Here is a 16,933-nt window from a genome sequence, read left to right as displayed (position 1 = left end):
CATGTATCCACGCCGTGTAAAATTAACACTTGACTTTATGTGCATTTTATATCAAAAAAAGATAGATAATAGCGAAATTCCCGCTACATCTATCCTCGTTTTCAGCGCTATGATTTTAAATTTATAAATGTTACTTCCGGTAATGTTTGCATATACTGAATAAACTCATTCTTTTCTTCTGACGATATATTTTTCAGCTGCATCCCTACCTTATAAACTATTTCTGTACCTTGCTGTGAAGTTTCCACTTCATATGAAAGTATTGGAATGCCTTTCACTTGTAGTGTTTCTAATATTTGTTGTACTGCTTCATGTTTATTTATACACATTTGCACCGTTATATTTTGCGGAAATAAAAATTGCACCTTAAAAATACGGCTTACAATCTCTAAACCAATTAAAACGAGAATCGTCGCTCCAATTCCTACTACATACATGCCAGCCCCAATTGCTAATCCAATTCCTGCTGTAGCCCATAAACCAGCCGCTGTCGTTAATCCTTTCACCGCCTGCTTTTGAATAATAATTGTACCTGCACCTAAAAACCCTACTCCACTAACAACTTGCGCTGCAATACGGCTTGGATCAAGAGCCATATGTTCTTCATTCATAATATCTGAAAAAGCATATTTCGAAACGACCATTATTAAAGCACTTCCTACCGCTACTAGGAAATGTGTTTTTAATCCCGCCTCTTTTGATCGAATTTCCCTTTCAATACCGATTATTGCTCCTAACAAACCAGCAACACCGATTCGTATAATGAAATCAATATTTACACTCACGAGCCCTTCCCCCTTTCATTCATTATAGATAAATAAAATAAAAATTATCACACACATCGATTTATCGATATGAATGAATTTCATTAAAATACACTTAATACCTAGGTCATTTTATGTTAATATTTTAAATATTAACATAAAATGAATAACTTCTAATTTTAAACATCCACTCATTTTCTTGAAAAACAAAGGTAGATTACATGAAATGAGGTTGAGAAAGTTTAGAAAACGCTTTCATTTTGTGTTGTAATTTTTTATACATTCTACATAAATAAAGGAGCTTGCTAACAATGAACGTCTCTTTGCTTACACCTACTACCGATTTACAAGACGAATACTTAGATTTTTATAACGAATGGAAAGATAGCGGTGAAACGATGATTCCGTGGGTTATTACAAAAGACCCCTCTAACTTCCCTGCTATGGTACAAGAACTACTCGATGCACATAACGGAATAAATCTTCCTGAATCTTGGGTACCAGATTCTACGTATTGGCTCGTTACAGATCATAATAGAATTGTAGGCGCTGTTAATATACGTCATAGTTTAACCGAACATTTATTTAACGCTGGCGGTCATATCGGTTATGGCATTCGCCCTTCTGAAAGAAGAAAAGGTTATGCTACGAAGTTACTAGCATTATCACTGGAAAAAGCGAAGCAATTAAACATCACGAAAGCACTTGTCGTTTGCGATGAAGTAAATACTGCTTCAGAAAAAACAATTTTACATAACGGCGGCCTTCGTGATGATGATTTCACTGAGGAAGACGGAAATGTAGTAAGACGTTTTTGGATTGAGCTATGAAGAAGTCATTGAATGAACATAATCTTGTTATAGAGAAATATAGTAAAAATAATAAGCTACAAGTAAAACAACTTATTGATTTATATAATGAAGAATCGTACGTATTTCACTTATTACGAGATAATAAAACAAAATGTGCGTATGTTGCCTACTATAAAAAAGATGTAGTAGGCATCTTTTTCACCTGGGGCAGTAACTTCCATCCATACTGCACATACTTTCGAATATATACGAATCCTTTCTATTCGGAGCTACACATTGAAAAATTTTTATTAAACGAGATTTCAAAAAGAGAAAACTTCAAACTACCATTACAAACCTCTATATGGGAAACATCAGCTCATTTAAAATCGTTTTTTGAAGAACATAATTTTACGGAAATCCGAAGAACATATATGCCGATATTAGACTTACAAAAAATAGTTTCTATCGAGATAGTCCCTAATTCAAATTATCATATACAAACTTTATCGAACATCGTATCAAATAATAATTTATTAGAAAAACTAGCCTACTTAGTAAAAGAAAATTATGAGCAAACCCACCTAGCAAATCCCGTTGCCTCATTCCCACTACAAACTTGGCAAGAGATGATTTTAGCTGATGACGTACTACTAAATGAGAGCTTTCTCATTATAGATGAAGAGCATCGAATTATGGCATACTCTTTCCTCCATACATCAGAAAAGGATAATACAGTAGAACTAGGATGGTGCGGGACTCACAATACAGAAAATGTATCCTTACTGAAACTTCTCATTTTCAAACAAGCTATGTATGCAAATACACACGGTTATTCTTTCTTTCAAGGTGAATTCGATTCAACAAGTATATATGCAATGGAAATATTAAAATCTTTCCCTTTCAATCCTTGTGCTACCTGGATTACGTATCAAAAAGAAATCGGAAGGTAATTATACACCTTCCGACTTCTTTTATGCTGTTTCTATTTCAAACTGTACTGTAATACCACTCGGGTCTACTACAGTAAATCCATTTAAAATCTCATTTATTCCATGTTGTTTTTCTATTAATCTTTCTTTCACTTCATCTAACGCTTCTTTATGCGGCAGTACTATCGTATACACTTTTAATCCAGTTGCATATGCCGGTGGGTGCGGATTATTTACTCCGTTCCACGTATTTGCACCGATATGGTGATGATATCCTCCTGCAGAAATGAATAAGCAGTCATCCTCGCGTTGCTGTACTTCAAAGCCTATTGTATCTACATAAAATTCATATGACTCCTCTACATCGGCTATCCGTAAATGCACGTGTCCAACGACAGTATTAGCAGGTAATCCATCAAATTCATAATTAACAAGCGTTGCTAGTTCTTTTAAATCAAGCGGGGTACTTCCTCCTGGCCCTTCTCCCCATTGATCGCGCGGACGATCCGCATATATTTCAATACCATTTCCCTCTAAGTCTTGTAAATAAAACGCTTCGCTATACGTATGATCACTCGCACTATTAAACCTTGAAATCGGTAAAATTTCATTTGAATATGTATAACGTCCCTCTTGCTCAGCTGGACTATCAATTACATTCTTATTACGAATCACACCAAATAATGCCGACGCAAAAGCCTCACGAGTCGGAACCAAAAAGGCTACATGATATATACCAGTCGTACGCGGCTCTTGCAGTACCCCGTCCTCTAACTTTTCAAGAACAAGCAACGTGTTCTTTCCACCTTTTCCAGATAAATACGCTTTATTCTCCTCTTGCTTAATTACTTCTAAACCTACAACATTCTCGTAAAAAGCAATTTGACGTTCTAAATCTAACACCTTAAATTCAACATGACCAATACGTGTTTTTGGATGAATTTGTACCATGAGTAACTTCCTCCCCAATTTCCTTTTATTTTTATATAAGTTGATGGACAATAGCCACATTCAACGAACATACTTTAATTTTGTTTTTTTGTAGCATCAACTTTCAGCCATTTTTTTGATATTTCGCTTAATGTCCCATCTTGTTCTAATTCTTTCAATGCTTTATTTATATCTTCTAACTTTTCGCTCTTTTTAGCAAATGGAAATGCAATCTCTCCCCATTTAAGTGGACCAAATCCTACTTTCACATTATCTAAATCTGCCTTTTTAATTGTTGTTTCTACTTGCACTTTATCATTATAGTAAGCATCTACACGACCAAGTCCCACTTCATTCAATTCTGCTGTTGGATCTTCTGAGAACGTTTTAATTGTAAAAGCATTATTTTTATTTAAAGCTTTTAATTCTTGTTCCCCGGCTGTACCAAGCCCCACACCTACAGTCTTTCCTTTTAGATCTTCTATCGATTTAATTGTATTATTATCTTTCTTCACCGCGAAAACAGATCCTGAATAAACATATGGAATTGAAAAGTCATATTTCTTTTTTCTTTCCGGAGAAACCGATAATTCATTTGCAATTGTATCAATACGACCCGAGTCTAATAAACCGAATAATCCTTCAAAATCAGAAACGTTCCATTCAACTTTATATCCAGCTTTTTTAGCAGCCGCTTCAATAATTTCAGCATCAAAGCCTTTTACTTTCTCACCCTCTTTAAAAATAAATGGACTACGACCTGCAGACGTCCCAACTTTCACTACTTTTTCATCTGTTTTTTTGCTCACTGTATCTGAACCACAAGCAGATAAAAGCCCAACCGATACTGTTAATGCCAATGTTAGTAATAATGATGATTTCCTCATAATTTTTCCTCCTAAATAACGAAATGATTGCCTTCTTCTGAAGCATTCAATTGTCGTAAAAACTTTTTCGTACGCTCATTTTGTGGATTCCGAAAAATTTCTTCTGGCGTTCCCTGCTCTACAATAATGCCTTCAGCCATAAATATAATACGGTCCGCTACTTCTTTTGCGAAATTCATTTCATGTGTGACAATAACCATCGTTATATGCTGCCTTGCCAAATCCTTAATGACTTGCAATACCTCGTTCACTAATTCTGGATCAAGTGCAGAAGTCGGTTCATCAAACAATAATACAGCGGGATTTAAAGCCATTGCCCTAGCAATACCTATTCTTTGTTGTTGCCCACCTGATAACATCGTTGGGTAGAAATTTTCTTTTTCAGCTAAACCTACTTGTTTTAATATTTCTCTTGCTATTCTTTTTGCTTCTTCTTCACTTTTTTTCTGTACAACTGTTAATGGCGTTGTAATATTTTGCAATGCTGTTTTATTTTTAAATAAATTATAGTTTTGAAAAACCATTGCTGTTTTTTGGCGTAATTTTATTATTTCCTTTTTATAAAGCTTCTTCACATGAATCTCTAAATCTTCAATTCTAATACTTCCACCCTCTGGTTGTTCTAATAAATTTAAACATCTTAATAGTGTCGATTTACCTGAACCAGAAGGTCCAATAATGACTACTACCTCCCCTTTACCGACAGTAAGTGAGATTCCTTTTAGTACTTCATTACTTTTATAAGATTTATACAAATCACTTATCTCAATCACACATATCACCTCATCCTTGTTACAAATACGGTGCATCAAGTTTCTTTTCTAACCTTTTCTGCCCCCAGCTAATTACAATTGTAATAATCCAATATACAATCGCTACCGCTAAGTAACTTTCCATATAACGATACGATTGTGCCGCTAACATTTTCGCTTGCGCTAAAATTTCAGCCACCCCAAGTGCAAAAGATAACGAAGATTCTTTTAACAATCCAACAAAATTATTTCCAAGTGACGGTACCGCAACACGAATAGCTTGTGGAAAGATAATCTGTCGCATAGCTTGCGCCTTTGTCATCCCAACTGATAAACAAGCATCCATTTGTCCTGATTCCACAGCATTTAATGAACCTCGAATAATTTCTGACAAATACGCTGCATTATTTAAACTGAGACCAATTAAAGTCGCTTGCATCGCTGTAAGTACTGTAAAGGTTGGAAATATTTGCGGCAATCCGAAATACAACACGAACAATTGAACTAATAAAGGTGTTCCTCTAAAGAAAGATATATATACTCTTGCAATAGAATATAGAAATTTCGTTTTGTTTTTCGTTATGATCGCCAAACCTATCCCTATAACAAAAGAAATAATCATTGAAACTACAGTAATTCCTAAAGTTATGTATACATACTTAAATAATTGCGGAAAACTTTCTAAAAAATACGTTACATCAAACTTCACTCTATCCCCCCTCTCTAAATAAAAAACTCTTCTTACACATATAAGAAGAGTTGAATGTTAATCCATTTCCCCTCATCTCCCAAACGCTTCATACGTTTGCTGGACTTAGCACATTACTTTTATAGCCTGTTGCTGAGATTTCATCGGGCCAGTCCCTCCATCTCTCTTGATAAGAAAACTAATAAATTTTTCCATTTATTTAGTTGGTATTATGAAGAATACAATTAATAACTAATAATGTCAATAGGAAAACTAAGAATTAAATTCGATAAAGTGAAACTTTAATCAGTGGGGGGTTTCTTCATCCCCCACCTAACCTTCTTTGCTTTCGCTGAATTTTGAGGTGGGGGGTCTTACTGCCCATTAAAGCCGGATAAATGCCCAAACATCTTGTTCCTCACATTCACCTAGTCTTGAAATGTATCACTAATACTGGATAAACTACACAGAAAAAGCCATTATTTCTATTGTTAGTAGAAATAATGGCTTTTTCTAGATTATGATTCTTATCGCATTTTATGTACTTCAGCAACTAACTTTCCGCCCTGAATACCCATATAAAGCTTCACAGGTGCATCATTCGTGTTTTCAAACACTAAGTCTAAGTATGGATATGCAATTGTAGCATCTCTTCCTTGTGGAACGTAACCTACCGTTTTAGAATGTGTTGTTCTCTCTACCATTTTCAAACCAGCTTGATCTGCTGCATTGTATAATGTTGATGATGTTTGACAAACACCACCGCCATATCCATCTACTAATTTACCATCTACAATTTCTTTTCCTAATTGATATCCTTTATCTGGCGTTGTATCACCAATTAATGCATTGAAAGAGAAACGGTCTCCTTTTGCTAATACAACTCCATTTATGCTCGCTGCTGACAAACGAATATTTTCAATACGGCCACCTGTTGAGCCACCTAAATTCGTTTCATATCTACCAATTACCGTACCACTTCCTTGCGCATCACTTAATGTTGCAGTAGGCTTCTTCTCAACAATAGGTAATTGATAGGAAGAATCCCACATACCTACGTTTAATAATTTATCTACTAATTCTTTTTCCATTAATTCATAAGAAGGTTTCCCTTCTTGCCAACTTCCATCAGATCCTAGACGTGAAGGGACCATCTTTTTGTCAACATTTTTTCCAACTTCCCTAGCAACCTTCTCAACGGATTTTTTAAATTTCGCTTCATCTTCAAAATAACCTAGACTCGACAAATCTAGCTTTTTCACTTCCGTACCTGTACGACCATCTACTAAACTAATAGAATCCTGTACTTCTGCTTTAGCCTCTACCGTGTGGCCACCAATATCACTTACTAATGCAACATCACTTACTTTTGTACCACAGCCACTCACTACAGCTACACATAAAACCCCAACTAATATACCCTTTACTTTACGGAACAATATACTCTCCCCTTTTCCCCAATACTACTTTTATGTATTATTTCATTTTTATGTATGTTTTGTTACAATCATTTTACAATATATTTATAAATTGTTACAAGTTATTTTTCACTCTATATAAATTACTCTGTTCTTTTCCAAATGTCTATACATATTTACATAAAAGTTTGAGTTTGATAAAATTGTAACCTTTACGTAACCTCTCCCCATTATCCAGTATATACCATAAAACGAACGAAATACAAATGTAAAACTCCATATTCATATTTATAAAAAAACATCCTGTGAACATAAATAGGTATTTGCCGTGCCACACTCCGCTTTTACACATACATTATGGTGAATTAACCTATTTTAAAGAAATGGAGGATGTTTTTATGTACCCCTACAATCCATACGATCCATATAACCAAACTGGTTATCAACCTCAATATGATTTACAAGCACAATACCAACAATATATAGATCCAGTAGAACAAGTTAATCCATACGATCAAACTCGACAATTCCAACTTCCAATCTCTTTTCCTGGTGCTGGAAACCGTCAATTAGAAAGACGAGTAAATGAGCTTGAACAAAGAGTACGTCAATTAGAAAACACGGTTGAGCGTCATACACGTAGATTAAACCGCTTAAACCAACGTTTACGTACAGTAGAAAACAGACTGAACATTCCATTTTCAGCATTAGAAGACGGATTTTAATTTCGAAAATAAAAAATATATGAAGGAAGGGGGCTTCCCCTTCCTTATATAAATTGACGAAAGTTTTTTCCATCTCTATACTGATAAGAGTTAATGAAATGAAACAAGGTGATAAATATGGATTTTGAAATAAATTATCTTTCCTTTTATGTTATACAAGTAGAAGGAAAAGGTGAAGCTGTTGATAAACGCTACAAACATTTTCAAACATTAGACGCTGAAGAGTATGAAGATAGCTCCTTAAAAGAATTTTTGAATGGAGAATTATTAAAAATTTCAAAGCGAAAAGTAGAACGTCATGCGAAAACAGAACAAGCTCCGACAAAGATTGGTCGCTTTATTGTAGAAGAAGGGCACGAACTTGATTCAAACCCTCATTACAACTTATTTAATCGCATCCGCTTTGCAGAAACGAAGGAAAACTTCAAAGATATGAGCGAACCTCTCGTTTATACATATCTTGACACAAGTGCTGTGCGCGGTGGTGTATTTTTAATTGCGCAAGCAAAACTACGCAAATACTTTGATGATCCATTCGTCTTCGTTATGAAATGTGACTTCGAGCCAAAAGTCGCTTCTATTTCCGATGAATCCACACTAATTCGTAACGTTGAAATGGCCATCACAACAAAAAATATGAAATCTATCCAATATCCGTACATGCCCGAAGAAGGTATGGTCGAAGTGGGCGAGCTAAAGATTCACCAAGCATCACACGCCCGTTACTTTGAAGACTTCTTAAAATTCGTCGAATACGAACGCTCTATGCCTGAAATTATGAAAACACAAGTAATGGACATGGTATACGACCAAATTGAAGATGTATTTGAAGAAGGTACGGAAGAGCGCGAACAATTCGACCAAGCGATGGAAGTATGGGCTGCCAGTCCGAAACGCGAAATTATGGAACAATTTTCAACCGAAGAAGTAATGGAAGCTACCGCTCAAATCGTCGAGCACGCGCCTGAAGTGGAATTAAAGCTAAAAGCAGACCATATCTCTGTAAAGGCCCTGCTTGCTGATTTCGGGGATCAAATACATATCGCAAAGGTAAATGACCGATACGTATTAATGATTGAGGCTGATACACTTACATTTGAGAAAGGCTTCTCTCCAATTGAGTTTCTGAAGCCAGATGAATTGCAAGACGTAATTGAGCGGATTGAGAATAAGCAGCAGTATTCTTATGATCCGAACGGGATTGAATAAATTCTTCTATATACCTATTTTTACTGAGCGCTATTAACAAACGATCTTTTATTTAGGACATATTTGAAAGTTATGTAAAAAACCGATTCTACTAAGAATCGGTTTTTCTGCTTTATAATAAAATATGCTTATTTTTGATCCAAGAGGACATTTGTTACAGAATCAAGTAGATTACTTCCTTATTACACAAGCGTATTGCCAATAGAAGGACTTACTTCAATATTTCTAGTTGAACAAGTCCGTCTATACATTTTTTATGTTTTCTTTTTAGTCACTATGTATGTTGTTCAAGTGAAAATTTCACTTCACTACCTCAAATTTATTGTAATCGTAGAAAGATAATTGAAAACGATATTCTGGATGCTCTCTCACCCAATCGTAGGCTTCTTCTAAAATTTCCATTTTATTTTGCAAGTCATTCAATTCACTACATTCGTTCCTTTTCTGTTTGCATAGCGGACAGAATCCATTCACTATTTCAACACTCGTCGCCCTAATCGTTTTATTTTCTAAGTCAACTACTAAACGAAGAATAAAAGAATGCTCTTCTTTTGTAGTCACCGTCATTTCAGCAATCCCATCCTCATTCCAAAAGACTCCGTTTAATTCCATCTGTACGTTGACGTCTTTAATATCTAAGTCTATCACTATCACACCTCCCTTGTATAAAACTCATCTTTTACTCTTCTATTTTAATCTTTAACACACCACGACTTAAAGAGATATTAAGCTTTTTCCAATTCTTCTTCTTTGCTATGAAAGGAAGTGTAATTACCGCTAATAGCGTGGTAAATATTATCCCAAAAACTAAAACTGTTACAATGTTAAAGATTGCTTCCATTCAACTTTACCCTCTTTCATTTCTATGGGCTCTAATTTTATGAATATATTAAAAAATTTCTTACCACACCATAAATTTCAAAGTAGCACAACAAATCAATTCCTATTTATATGAATACTTTATTCATCCATCAATACAATGACAGTAAATTTATGTAGCTACAAATAGAGAAGAATGTCATTTAACCTCTGCATTCTTCTCCATCTCAGCCAAATACCTAATCTGCCTTTCCGCTTTTCTAACCGCCGTACGAAAATGTTTTTTCAGAAGTTCTATTGTAGGTTCACTTATATAATATCTTTCCGTTATACTTTCCCACGTGTCACTACTTTCAAATGTACTCCAAGCGAACGGACGCTCAGTATTTTTTCTCATTTCTTTAAATACCCATTTTCGCATCTTTTTTTTCGCTTTTTCTGTTAGTTTTCCGTTCTCTACAAGTTCAAGTTCACCATGCCTTTTATACCTTTTAGTAATATCTCTCTCACTATATGCTTTAAGAAGTATGTTCGCTGTATTCTCAGCATCCGCTAAAGCACGGTGCTGCTTTCCTTCCCATGTTAAACCGAGTTGTTCTACTGCAGATTGTAAACTCGGTGTATGCTCAAATAATTCTTCATACGCTTGGAAAACAAACTTTTGCAAATCAATTCTTCTTTCTTTTTCCATACACGGGCAATCTACACCATGTAACGTACAATCATGAACTAGAAACCGATAATCTTCTTTTCCCCATGTAACAAATATAGAATCTTCTCCGATAAACTGAATAAATCTCTCTATAATTTGCGGAAATTTCTCTACATTCATTAAATCTTTCTTTGTAATTCCCGTTAATTTTGTCGTATGACGAGTAAGCCTAGCACCCGGTTTTACTAATTCCGAAAATTCTCCAATTACCTTCATTGTACTCGCTTCTATTTTTACAGCCCCTATATCAACTATCTCTGACGGGTCGTCTGATTTATACGGCCTAAAATTTCTCTCTATATCAAACACAATAAAATGTGTAGTGTTTTTCAATTTTTTTACCTCTTTCTAAGTTCCTTTTCACACACATACTTTATTTTCAGTATTTATTTATTCATACACTTTATGCATGCAATACCTTGTCTAAAAAAACAAATTCAATCTCATTACTATATGTACATAGGGGGTTATTCAGTAAAAACGCAAAAAAAAAGAAGGGCAAGCCCTTCTTTTTTCCACAATTACTTCTTGTTAACGTTAGTAGCTTGAGGTCCACGGTTACCTTGTTCTACTTCGAAAGTAACTTCTTGACCTTCTTCTAAAGTTTTGAAGCCTTCGCCTTGGATAGCTGAGAAATGTACGAATACGTCTTCTCCGCCTTCAACTTCGATGAATCCGAAACCTTTTTCTGAGTTAAACCATTTTACTTTACCGTTTTGCATGAAAAAAATCCTCCTACAATGTACCTATATGTACATATTCATTTTCAACCACTTTACAAAAATAAGTCAGACATTAAAAAAACTGCAACTCTGAGGAGATTTAACATTGCTATCCTCCTCGGAAGTTACAGCTCATTTAAATCTCTATATTATTAAAAGTAAAATGGTTTAAATATAATATATCATATCAATATAATAAAAGCAAAGTTTTTTTTACTATACAACTTTTTTCTTCCATTGCATTGCTTTTGATTCACCTGATCCAGCTACAACATAGCCTTCTTTTTCGTTCACGATGCGCCAACCATGCCCTTTAACTGAGTCACATACTGTAACAATTCCTTCTTCTAGAAGTACACGACAAACTGTACTAATCCCCGCCTTATTTTGCGTTGACGTTGTATATAGCACATGTTGATCTACACTTAAGTCTAAATAGCTACTTGCTTTTTGCTCACTTTGACATGTGTGCCAATATGTTTTTTCACTCTCTATACTTTCATCTATTTTACAAAAAGAAATATTACCGCTAATCCCCTTGCACGACCCACTGGCTGCTACTAAATAAGAATTGTGTAAAGTCAACGCTGAAATCATCTGATTCATTACGATTTTAATCCTCTTTAATTTACGTGTCTCCAAATTAAAGAGCCAAACACCACCATATTTAGTATGTATTTTCGTACCAATAAATAAGTAATGTTTATATAAAAACAACGATCGAATAGATGGTGCCCCGCCACCATACTCAAGAAATGGATGAATGGTTTCCCATGTCGAACCAAAATCATTCGAATGATACAACGTTTTATCTCCATGAGCAATGACAGTTCCTTCTATATTACTACACACATTCCAACTCGTTGCCTTTGTTGGAAAACGTTGAACCGTCCAATTCTCCCCACCATTCATACTACGAATAAAAATTCCTTCGTCACCTACACCATACACTACATTATCTTCGCTATGTAAATCCCTAATTCGTTTTTGAAAACCATGTAAAATTTGTTTCCATTCTCCGTCTTGTTCAATAAATAAACCATTATATGTAGTAGCTAACATAAGCTTTCCATCTCTTAACTTTGTAATAGCGGTCGCACTTAACATTGTCTCCACGTTGACACTCCCATTCTTAGAACTTCTCAGCAAATGCAATTGCAAAATTACTGCATTTTTCAACATCCTCTTCATCTTCTGGAGCTAGTTCGATTTTCAACCCTTCTTGTACAAGCTCTGCACCGCGCTCTACAAGTCTTTCTTCAAATATCGTTACCGCTTCACAAAATAGTTCATACGCCGTATCACCTGATCCGAATACCGCTGCTTTCTTCCCTGATAAATCTATATTTTCTAAGTCATCATGGAAATCTTCCGCTTCAAATGGCAATTCCCCATCTCCCCACGTATAAGACCCTAAAATGATTCCATCATAAGCTAATAACTCTTCAGCATCCATGCCTTCCATTTCTTGCAATACTACTTCATGATCAAAGGCATCTAAACTAACTTTAATTAAATCAGCAATACTCTCTGTATTTCCTGACATACTCGCATAAGCTATTAAAATTTTCGCCACTTCGGCATCCCCCTCTTACAATAAATGATTCTCATTCTCATTATATTAATAATGAGAATCAATTTCAATTATATTTTTATTTATTCCATATAAAAAAGCACAGATGACTATACAATCATCTGTGCTTTTTATTACTTTTTAAAAATACCAAACGGCTTTCCAACTGGTAAAACAACTTTTCCAAAGTGTGTGTTTAACACTGCTGCTGCTGAACCATAGAAAGATAATAATGAAATAAGAAGTTCAGAATATGCTGCTAAATTATGCATTGCATGCGGCATAACACCTAAAGTACTTAATGAAAGACCAATAAATAAGAAATCAATAAGAACGAAAATCATAAATAATACTTTATGTGTTTCCATTGCACCAATTGTCATAAAGATTGTGAAAATCAAATATCCGATAAAGGCTACACCAAGCTGTTTTGAATCTGCAGCTTGTACTAATTTTTCGCCGAATACTCCAAGTTGAATTAACCAAGTCATTCCAACGCCTAGCCAAAATAGACCGTACGCACCGAATGCTGTTGTACCGAATGTATTGTTATGCTTTGCATCATGAATGCACGCAAAGATTTGTGCAAATCCTCCTAAAAAGATTGCCCATGGTAATACGAGTGAAACGCCATCTGTTAAGCCTAACTTTTGAGATGATGCTACAAGTGTTACCATCGCTAATCCAAATAGACCGATTCCAGATGGATCTGCTGTTGTCATTTTCACATGATGTGTAGTTGTTTGATTGCTCATATAAACCTCCTGATTATAAACATACTCGAATACAATACTTAAATCAGAAGGCTATGTCAATGGTTTTTTTTGTATGTTGTCAGACTTTACTTTTTATAATGATTGAATATACTTCCGACCACTTCATACGGTTTTATATTCACTTTTTCCAACTCATATATCGGCAACCATAACGGAATATAAATCCCTCTATCTTTCATTTCGAATTCTTCAGCTTTACCACTTCCAAAAACTCCACCTATAATATCGGCATTAAAATAATACTCCGTACTCTTATACTCCACCTTTGCAATTAAATGCTCCACTTTTATATGTACCCCTAATTCTTCAAAAATTTCTCGCCTTGTTGCTTCTTCAGGTGTTTCTCCTTCTTCGATTCCTCCGCCTGGAAAAACATAGTACGTTTCATCTTCTCGAATACGTTTTATAAGAGCTATTTTTCCTTCCTGCACAATGATAGCCGCGCCGCGATTTCTTATCATTTTATTACCTTAATACCGATCGCAACTGTTCCCCACTTTTTTTCTTGTTCTTTCGTATATATTTTGTATGTACTTTCTAACATTTCCTCTAAACTATCATTTTCACAATCCAATAATTTTTTATCAATTTGTTCGTACATTGCTTGAAAGTTTTCGTATCGTTTTATCTCCGTTACTTTTACAGCCATCGTTGCTGCTGTCGTAAGGTTCGTAAATATAATATGATCGCCTTGTTTTATGAGTTGACGTTTTTTATCGTATAAGCGCACTTCATACACTTTTTTTCCTAATTTAATTGACTGAAAAGGTTTATTATATAATCCCATTTCATATCTCATACATTCCACTCCCACTTATTCATTTTACCTATTAACACTGGTCACCTTACTACACCTTGCATATAATATTCCACGCTTATTTCTTGATTGAGAAAGAAGGTTGAGGAATCATGTTATATTTAAATCAAAAACCTGAATATAGTAAGTATGATATCGGTGATTATACTTATAGTAAAGTAGGTCCAACTATTTTTTCTTGGAATGATGAAACGAAATTAAAAATAGGTAAGTTTTGTTCATTAGGAGAAGACGTTGTTTTCATACTTGGCGGAGAACATCGCGCGGACTGGATAACGACTTATCCATTTAACGCTCTTTTCAGCGAAGGAGCCCATATTACTGGTCACCCCTCTTCAAAAGGTGATATCGTAGTCGGCAATGATGTATGGATTGGTTATCAATCCTGCATTTTATCTGGTGTTACAATTGGTAACGGTGCCATTATTGGTGCCAAAAGTGTTGTTACAAAAGACGTCCCTCCATATGCAATTGTGGCTGGTAATCCAGCAAAATTTATTCGATATCGTTTCCCGCAAGAAATAATTGACAAACTAGAGAATCTTGCATGGTGGGATTGGGACATTTCTGTTATAAAAAGAGCGATTCCATTACTACTCTCCGACAAAATCGATGAATTTTTCACCTCGCCCGAAAAAGAATCTACATGATTCATACAGAAAGAGCATCCTTCTCTTACAGGATGCTCTTTCTGCATTTATTTTTTCTTTATTTGCAAGTGATCACACGGAGAACATTGAAAAGGAATTTTCCCTAAACAATTAAGATTCGTTTCGCAAATTTGTTCTATCGTTGGAACGAACGGAATGACGACCATATTACTTTCTACTATTTGTGTAACAGGTGGCAATACTGTACCTACTTGATGTTCGAAACGAATACTCGCTTGATTAATATAATTTCCTGAACCACTTGGTGCGCTCTGCACTACTACTTGGAACGAAACCGTTCGCGCTTGACCAGGATTTAAACTTCCTATAAGAAATCCTGATACTGGGTTTACATTTGGCACTGACGTATTATCAACCGTTACAGTTCCAAGGACAAATTGAACACTACTATCTAACATATCTTGAAAACGAATGTTTTGTATTGCTGTATCCCCCGTATTTGTAATAACTGTTGTAAACGTAATAACATCTCCAATCGTTGCTGCCTGTAAATCTGCTGTTTTTACGACTGTCGTTGAGACATTTTGAGAAATAAACGGGATAACAACTGTATTGCTATCACCTTCAACTAATACTGGCGGCTCATTCGGGTTTACAATTGCAAACCCATTTGCTATAGCAGTATTTGTAACTAAATTATTTATTTGTCCTCCTGTTATTACAACTTGGAAATTAATAATTGCCGCATCATTTGGCTGAAAATCACCTAACGGGATACCAGTATTCGGATTGGCAAATGGGAGAGGTACATCATTTACCGTTACCGTGCCATTTATAAATAACGTATTCGGATCAATGATATCTGTTAAAATAATATTCGTCACAGGAACTGTACTGTCATTTATAACGGCGATTCCGTAAGTGATAACATCTCCTACCATCGCTACTTCAAAGTTTGCTCCTTTTGCAACAAATAAGATTGCAGTATTTACCGTTACTATAACTGTATTGCTCGTGTCCATCACTGTAACTGGCGGCTCTCCTGGTACTAAAATATATTCTGCCAACGCCCCTGCAACGTTCACTACTGTACCACCATCTGGAAAACTTGTAATCGTAGCTTTATATGTTACAAGTGCGGTCTCACCAACTGGAATATCAGGTATCGTAAATCCGAGCTGCGGATTTAACCCCGGCTGTGAAACTCCATTTATCGTTACACTATTTGCGACAAAATCGGCTTCTGGAGATAGCACATCTATAAATTGAACATTCATTGCATCAGCAGTACCAGTATTTAATATACGAACCGTATACGTTACCGTTTCTCCTACTCCAACAACTGAATGATCTACTTCTTTTAGCATATCTAAGCTGCCTCTATTTACTGGCGTAACCGTCGTATTACTTGAATTCGTAATTGTAAACGGAGGTTCTCCTGGAATCAATTCGAAATCACCCGTTACTCTCGCTGTATTCATAATGCTACTAGAAGGTGGAACCGCGATTACATTTACTTCAAATGTAATTAATACGCTATCTCCTACTGCAAGATTCGGTAATGAAAAGCCTACAAATGGATCTAAGCCTACTTGCGGAATTCCATTTATTTGTACACTTCCAGGAATGAATTCTAAACTAGGTGATGGGACGTCAACAAACTGAACATTCGTCGCTGTTACCGTTCCCGTATTTGTAACTTGCACACTATACGTTAACGTATCTCCTACTCGCGTTGCTTGTTTATTTACTGTTTTTATTACATTGAAGCGCCCTCTATTCACCCTCGTTATTGTCGTATTACTTG

21 protein-coding genes and 1 riboswitch are annotated in these 16,933 nt (G+C 35.4%); of the genes, 5 read left to right on the top strand and 16 right to left on the bottom strand.

The window, feature by feature from the left end:
* Positions 1-107: 107 nt before the first annotated feature.
* Positions 108-785, bottom strand: coding sequence for an MgtC/SapB family protein (locus MR083_RS10675; protein WP_062821446.1), 678 nt, complete (start codon positions 783-785; stop codon positions 108-110).
* A 290-nt stretch (positions 786-1,075) separates the two neighbouring features.
* On the opposite strand from MR083_RS10675, the gene MR083_RS10670 reads away from it, so the two are divergent.
* Entirely contained in the window at positions 1,076-1,594 is a 519-nt protein-coding gene (locus MR083_RS10670) for a GNAT family N-acetyltransferase (RefSeq protein WP_242269205.1), read from the top strand.
* A complete protein-coding gene (locus tag MR083_RS10665; RefSeq protein WP_242269203.1) occupies positions 1,591-2,508 on the top strand; it encodes a GNAT family acetyltransferase in 918 nt (305 codons plus the stop codon). Before MR083_RS10670 ends, MR083_RS10665 begins: the two co-directional genes overlap by 4 nt.
* A gap of 21 nt (positions 2,509-2,529) precedes the next feature.
* Here the strand turns inward: MR083_RS10665 and MR083_RS10660 are convergent, their stop codons facing one another.
* The 5 genes from MR083_RS10660 to MR083_RS10640 all read right to left on the bottom strand — a co-directional run bounded on the left by MR083_RS10660 (position 2,530) and on the right by MR083_RS10640 (position 7,183).
* Positions 2,530-3,438 (bottom strand): VOC family protein, encoded by a 909-nt coding sequence (locus MR083_RS10660; protein ID WP_074614918.1) that lies wholly within the window; start codon positions 3,436-3,438, stop codon positions 2,530-2,532.
* A 74-nt stretch (positions 3,439-3,512) separates the two neighbouring features.
* Positions 3,513-4,304: an amino acid ABC transporter substrate-binding protein gene (locus MR083_RS10655; RefSeq protein ID WP_242269201.1), complete on the bottom strand. Its 792-nt coding sequence runs from the start codon at positions 4,302-4,304 to the stop codon at positions 3,513-3,515.
* A gap of 11 nt (positions 4,305-4,315) precedes the next feature.
* A complete protein-coding gene (locus tag MR083_RS10650; protein ID WP_061183440.1) occupies positions 4,316-5,077 on the bottom strand; it encodes an amino acid ABC transporter ATP-binding protein in 762 nt (253 codons plus the stop codon).
* Between the two features lie 19 nt (positions 5,078-5,096).
* Complete coding sequence (locus MR083_RS10645; RefSeq protein WP_242269200.1) at positions 5,097-5,765, bottom strand: amino acid ABC transporter permease; 669 nt, start codon at positions 5,763-5,765, stop codon at positions 5,097-5,099.
* 69 nt (positions 5,766-5,834) lie between these two features.
* A riboswitch (SAM riboswitch) is annotated at positions 5,835-5,941 on the bottom strand.
* Between the two features lie 330 nt (positions 5,942-6,271).
* Entirely contained in the window at positions 6,272-7,183 is a 912-nt protein-coding gene (locus tag MR083_RS10640) for a VanW family protein (protein WP_000488988.1), read from the bottom strand.
* 362 nt (positions 7,184-7,545) lie between these two features.
* Here MR083_RS10640 and MR083_RS10635 point away from each other — a divergent pair, with 362 nt between their 5' ends.
* The gene (locus MR083_RS10635) at positions 7,546-7,887 is read left to right on the top strand and encodes a hypothetical protein (protein ID WP_001997954.1); all 342 of its coding nucleotides are present in this window, start codon (positions 7,546-7,548) and stop codon (positions 7,885-7,887) included.
* A gap of 117 nt (positions 7,888-8,004) precedes the next feature.
* Positions 8,005-9,096: a DUF3900 domain-containing protein gene (locus MR083_RS10630; RefSeq protein WP_242269198.1), complete on the top strand. Its 1,092-nt coding sequence runs from the start codon at positions 8,005-8,007 to the stop codon at positions 9,094-9,096.
* 300 nt (positions 9,097-9,396) lie between these two features.
* Here MR083_RS10630 and MR083_RS10625 read toward each other — a convergent pair whose 3' ends face one another.
* The 9 genes from MR083_RS10625 to MR083_RS10585 form a co-directional block, all read right to left on the bottom strand.
* On the bottom strand, positions 9,397-9,744 hold the full coding sequence (locus MR083_RS10625; RefSeq protein WP_000566102.1) for a hypothetical protein: 348 nt from the start codon (positions 9,742-9,744) through the stop codon (positions 9,397-9,399).
* A gap of 31 nt (positions 9,745-9,775) precedes the next feature.
* Positions 9,776-9,937, bottom strand: a complete 162-nt coding sequence (locus MR083_RS10620) for a hypothetical protein (RefSeq protein ID WP_000387290.1) — start codon at positions 9,935-9,937, stop codon at positions 9,776-9,778.
* A gap of 177 nt (positions 9,938-10,114) precedes the next feature.
* Complete coding sequence (locus MR083_RS10615; RefSeq protein WP_242269197.1) at positions 10,115-10,960, bottom strand: exonuclease; 846 nt, start codon at positions 10,958-10,960, stop codon at positions 10,115-10,117.
* A 188-nt stretch (positions 10,961-11,148) separates the two neighbouring features.
* A complete protein-coding gene (gene cspB / locus MR083_RS10610; protein WP_001179150.1) occupies positions 11,149-11,349 on the bottom strand; it encodes a cold shock-like protein CspB in 201 nt (66 codons plus the stop codon).
* A gap of 216 nt (positions 11,350-11,565) precedes the next feature.
* On the bottom strand, positions 11,566-12,465 hold the full coding sequence (locus tag MR083_RS10605; RefSeq protein ID WP_000449506.1) for a WD40/YVTN/BNR-like repeat-containing protein: 900 nt from the start codon (positions 12,463-12,465) through the stop codon (positions 11,566-11,568).
* 16 nt (positions 12,466-12,481) lie between these two features.
* Entirely contained in the window at positions 12,482-12,925 is a 444-nt protein-coding gene (locus MR083_RS10600; protein ID WP_001062754.1) for a flavodoxin, read from the bottom strand.
* Between the two features lie 131 nt (positions 12,926-13,056).
* Positions 13,057-13,677: an acetate uptake transporter gene (locus MR083_RS10595; protein ID WP_000070946.1), complete on the bottom strand. Its 621-nt coding sequence runs from the start codon at positions 13,675-13,677 to the stop codon at positions 13,057-13,059.
* Positions 13,678-13,763: 86 nt separating this feature from the next.
* Positions 13,764-14,159, bottom strand: a complete 396-nt coding sequence (locus MR083_RS10590) for an NUDIX hydrolase (RefSeq protein WP_000620820.1) — start codon at positions 14,157-14,159, stop codon at positions 13,764-13,766.
* Positions 14,156-14,497, bottom strand: coding sequence for an ASCH domain-containing protein (locus tag MR083_RS10585; RefSeq protein WP_001268342.1), 342 nt, complete (start codon positions 14,495-14,497; stop codon positions 14,156-14,158). Before MR083_RS10585 ends, MR083_RS10590 begins: the two co-directional genes overlap by 4 nt.
* A 110-nt stretch (positions 14,498-14,607) precedes the next feature.
* On the opposite strand from MR083_RS10585, the gene MR083_RS10580 reads away from it, so the two are divergent.
* Positions 14,608-15,165 (top strand): CatB-related O-acetyltransferase, encoded by a 558-nt coding sequence (locus tag MR083_RS10580; protein ID WP_000966315.1) that lies wholly within the window; start codon positions 14,608-14,610, stop codon positions 15,163-15,165.
* Positions 15,166-15,212: 47 nt separating this feature from the next.
* Here MR083_RS10580 and MR083_RS10575 read toward each other — a convergent pair.
* A partial coding sequence (locus MR083_RS10575; RefSeq protein ID WP_242269194.1) for a DUF11 domain-containing protein occupies positions 15,213-16,933 on the bottom strand: 1,721 nt, incomplete at its 5' end.

Origin of the sequence: Bacillus cereus group sp. BfR-BA-01408 (assembly GCF_022663305.1) — a bacterium.
GTDB classification, from domain to species: Bacteria; Bacillota; Bacilli; order Bacillales; family Bacillaceae_G; genus Bacillus_A; species Bacillus_A pacificus.
This window is presented reverse-complemented; position numbering and strand designations above follow the sequence as displayed.

Excerpts from the sequence above, each read along its gene's own strand:
- MR083_RS10590 (WP_000620820.1), bottom strand. The coding sequence starts at position 14,159 with ATGATAAGAAATCGCGGCGCGGCTATCATTGTGCAGGAAGGAAAAATA.
- MR083_RS10670 (WP_242269205.1), top strand. The coding sequence starts at position 1,076 with ATGAACGTCTCTTTGCTTACACCTACTACCGATTTACAAGACGAATAC.
- MR083_RS10595 (WP_000070946.1), bottom strand. The coding sequence starts at position 13,677 with ATGAGCAATCAAACAACTACACATCATGTGAAAATGACAACAGCAGAT.
- MR083_RS10635 (WP_001997954.1), top strand. The coding sequence starts at position 7,546 with ATGGAGGATGTTTTTATGTACCCCTACAATCCATACGATCCATATAAC.
- MR083_RS10655 (WP_242269201.1), bottom strand. The coding sequence starts at position 4,304 with ATGAGGAAATCATCATTATTACTAACATTGGCATTAACAGTATCGGTT.
- MR083_RS10585 (WP_001268342.1), bottom strand. The coding sequence starts at position 14,497 with ATGAGATATGAAATGGGATTATATAATAAACCTTTTCAGTCAATTAAA.
- MR083_RS10620 (WP_000387290.1), bottom strand. The coding sequence starts at position 9,937 with ATGGAAGCAATCTTTAACATTGTAACAGTTTTAGTTTTTGGGATAATA.
- MR083_RS10660 (WP_074614918.1), bottom strand. The coding sequence starts at position 3,438 with ATGGTACAAATTCATCCAAAAACACGTATTGGTCATGTTGAATTTAAG.
- MR083_RS10580 (WP_000966315.1), top strand. The coding sequence starts at position 14,608 with ATGTTATATTTAAATCAAAAACCTGAATATAGTAAGTATGATATCGGT.
- cspB (WP_001179150.1), bottom strand. The coding sequence starts at position 11,349 with ATGCAAAACGGTAAAGTAAAATGGTTTAACTCAGAAAAAGGTTTCGGA.
- MR083_RS10630 (WP_242269198.1), top strand. The coding sequence starts at position 8,005 with ATGGATTTTGAAATAAATTATCTTTCCTTTTATGTTATACAAGTAGAA.
- MR083_RS10665 (WP_242269203.1), top strand. The coding sequence starts at position 1,591 with ATGAAGAAGTCATTGAATGAACATAATCTTGTTATAGAGAAATATAGT.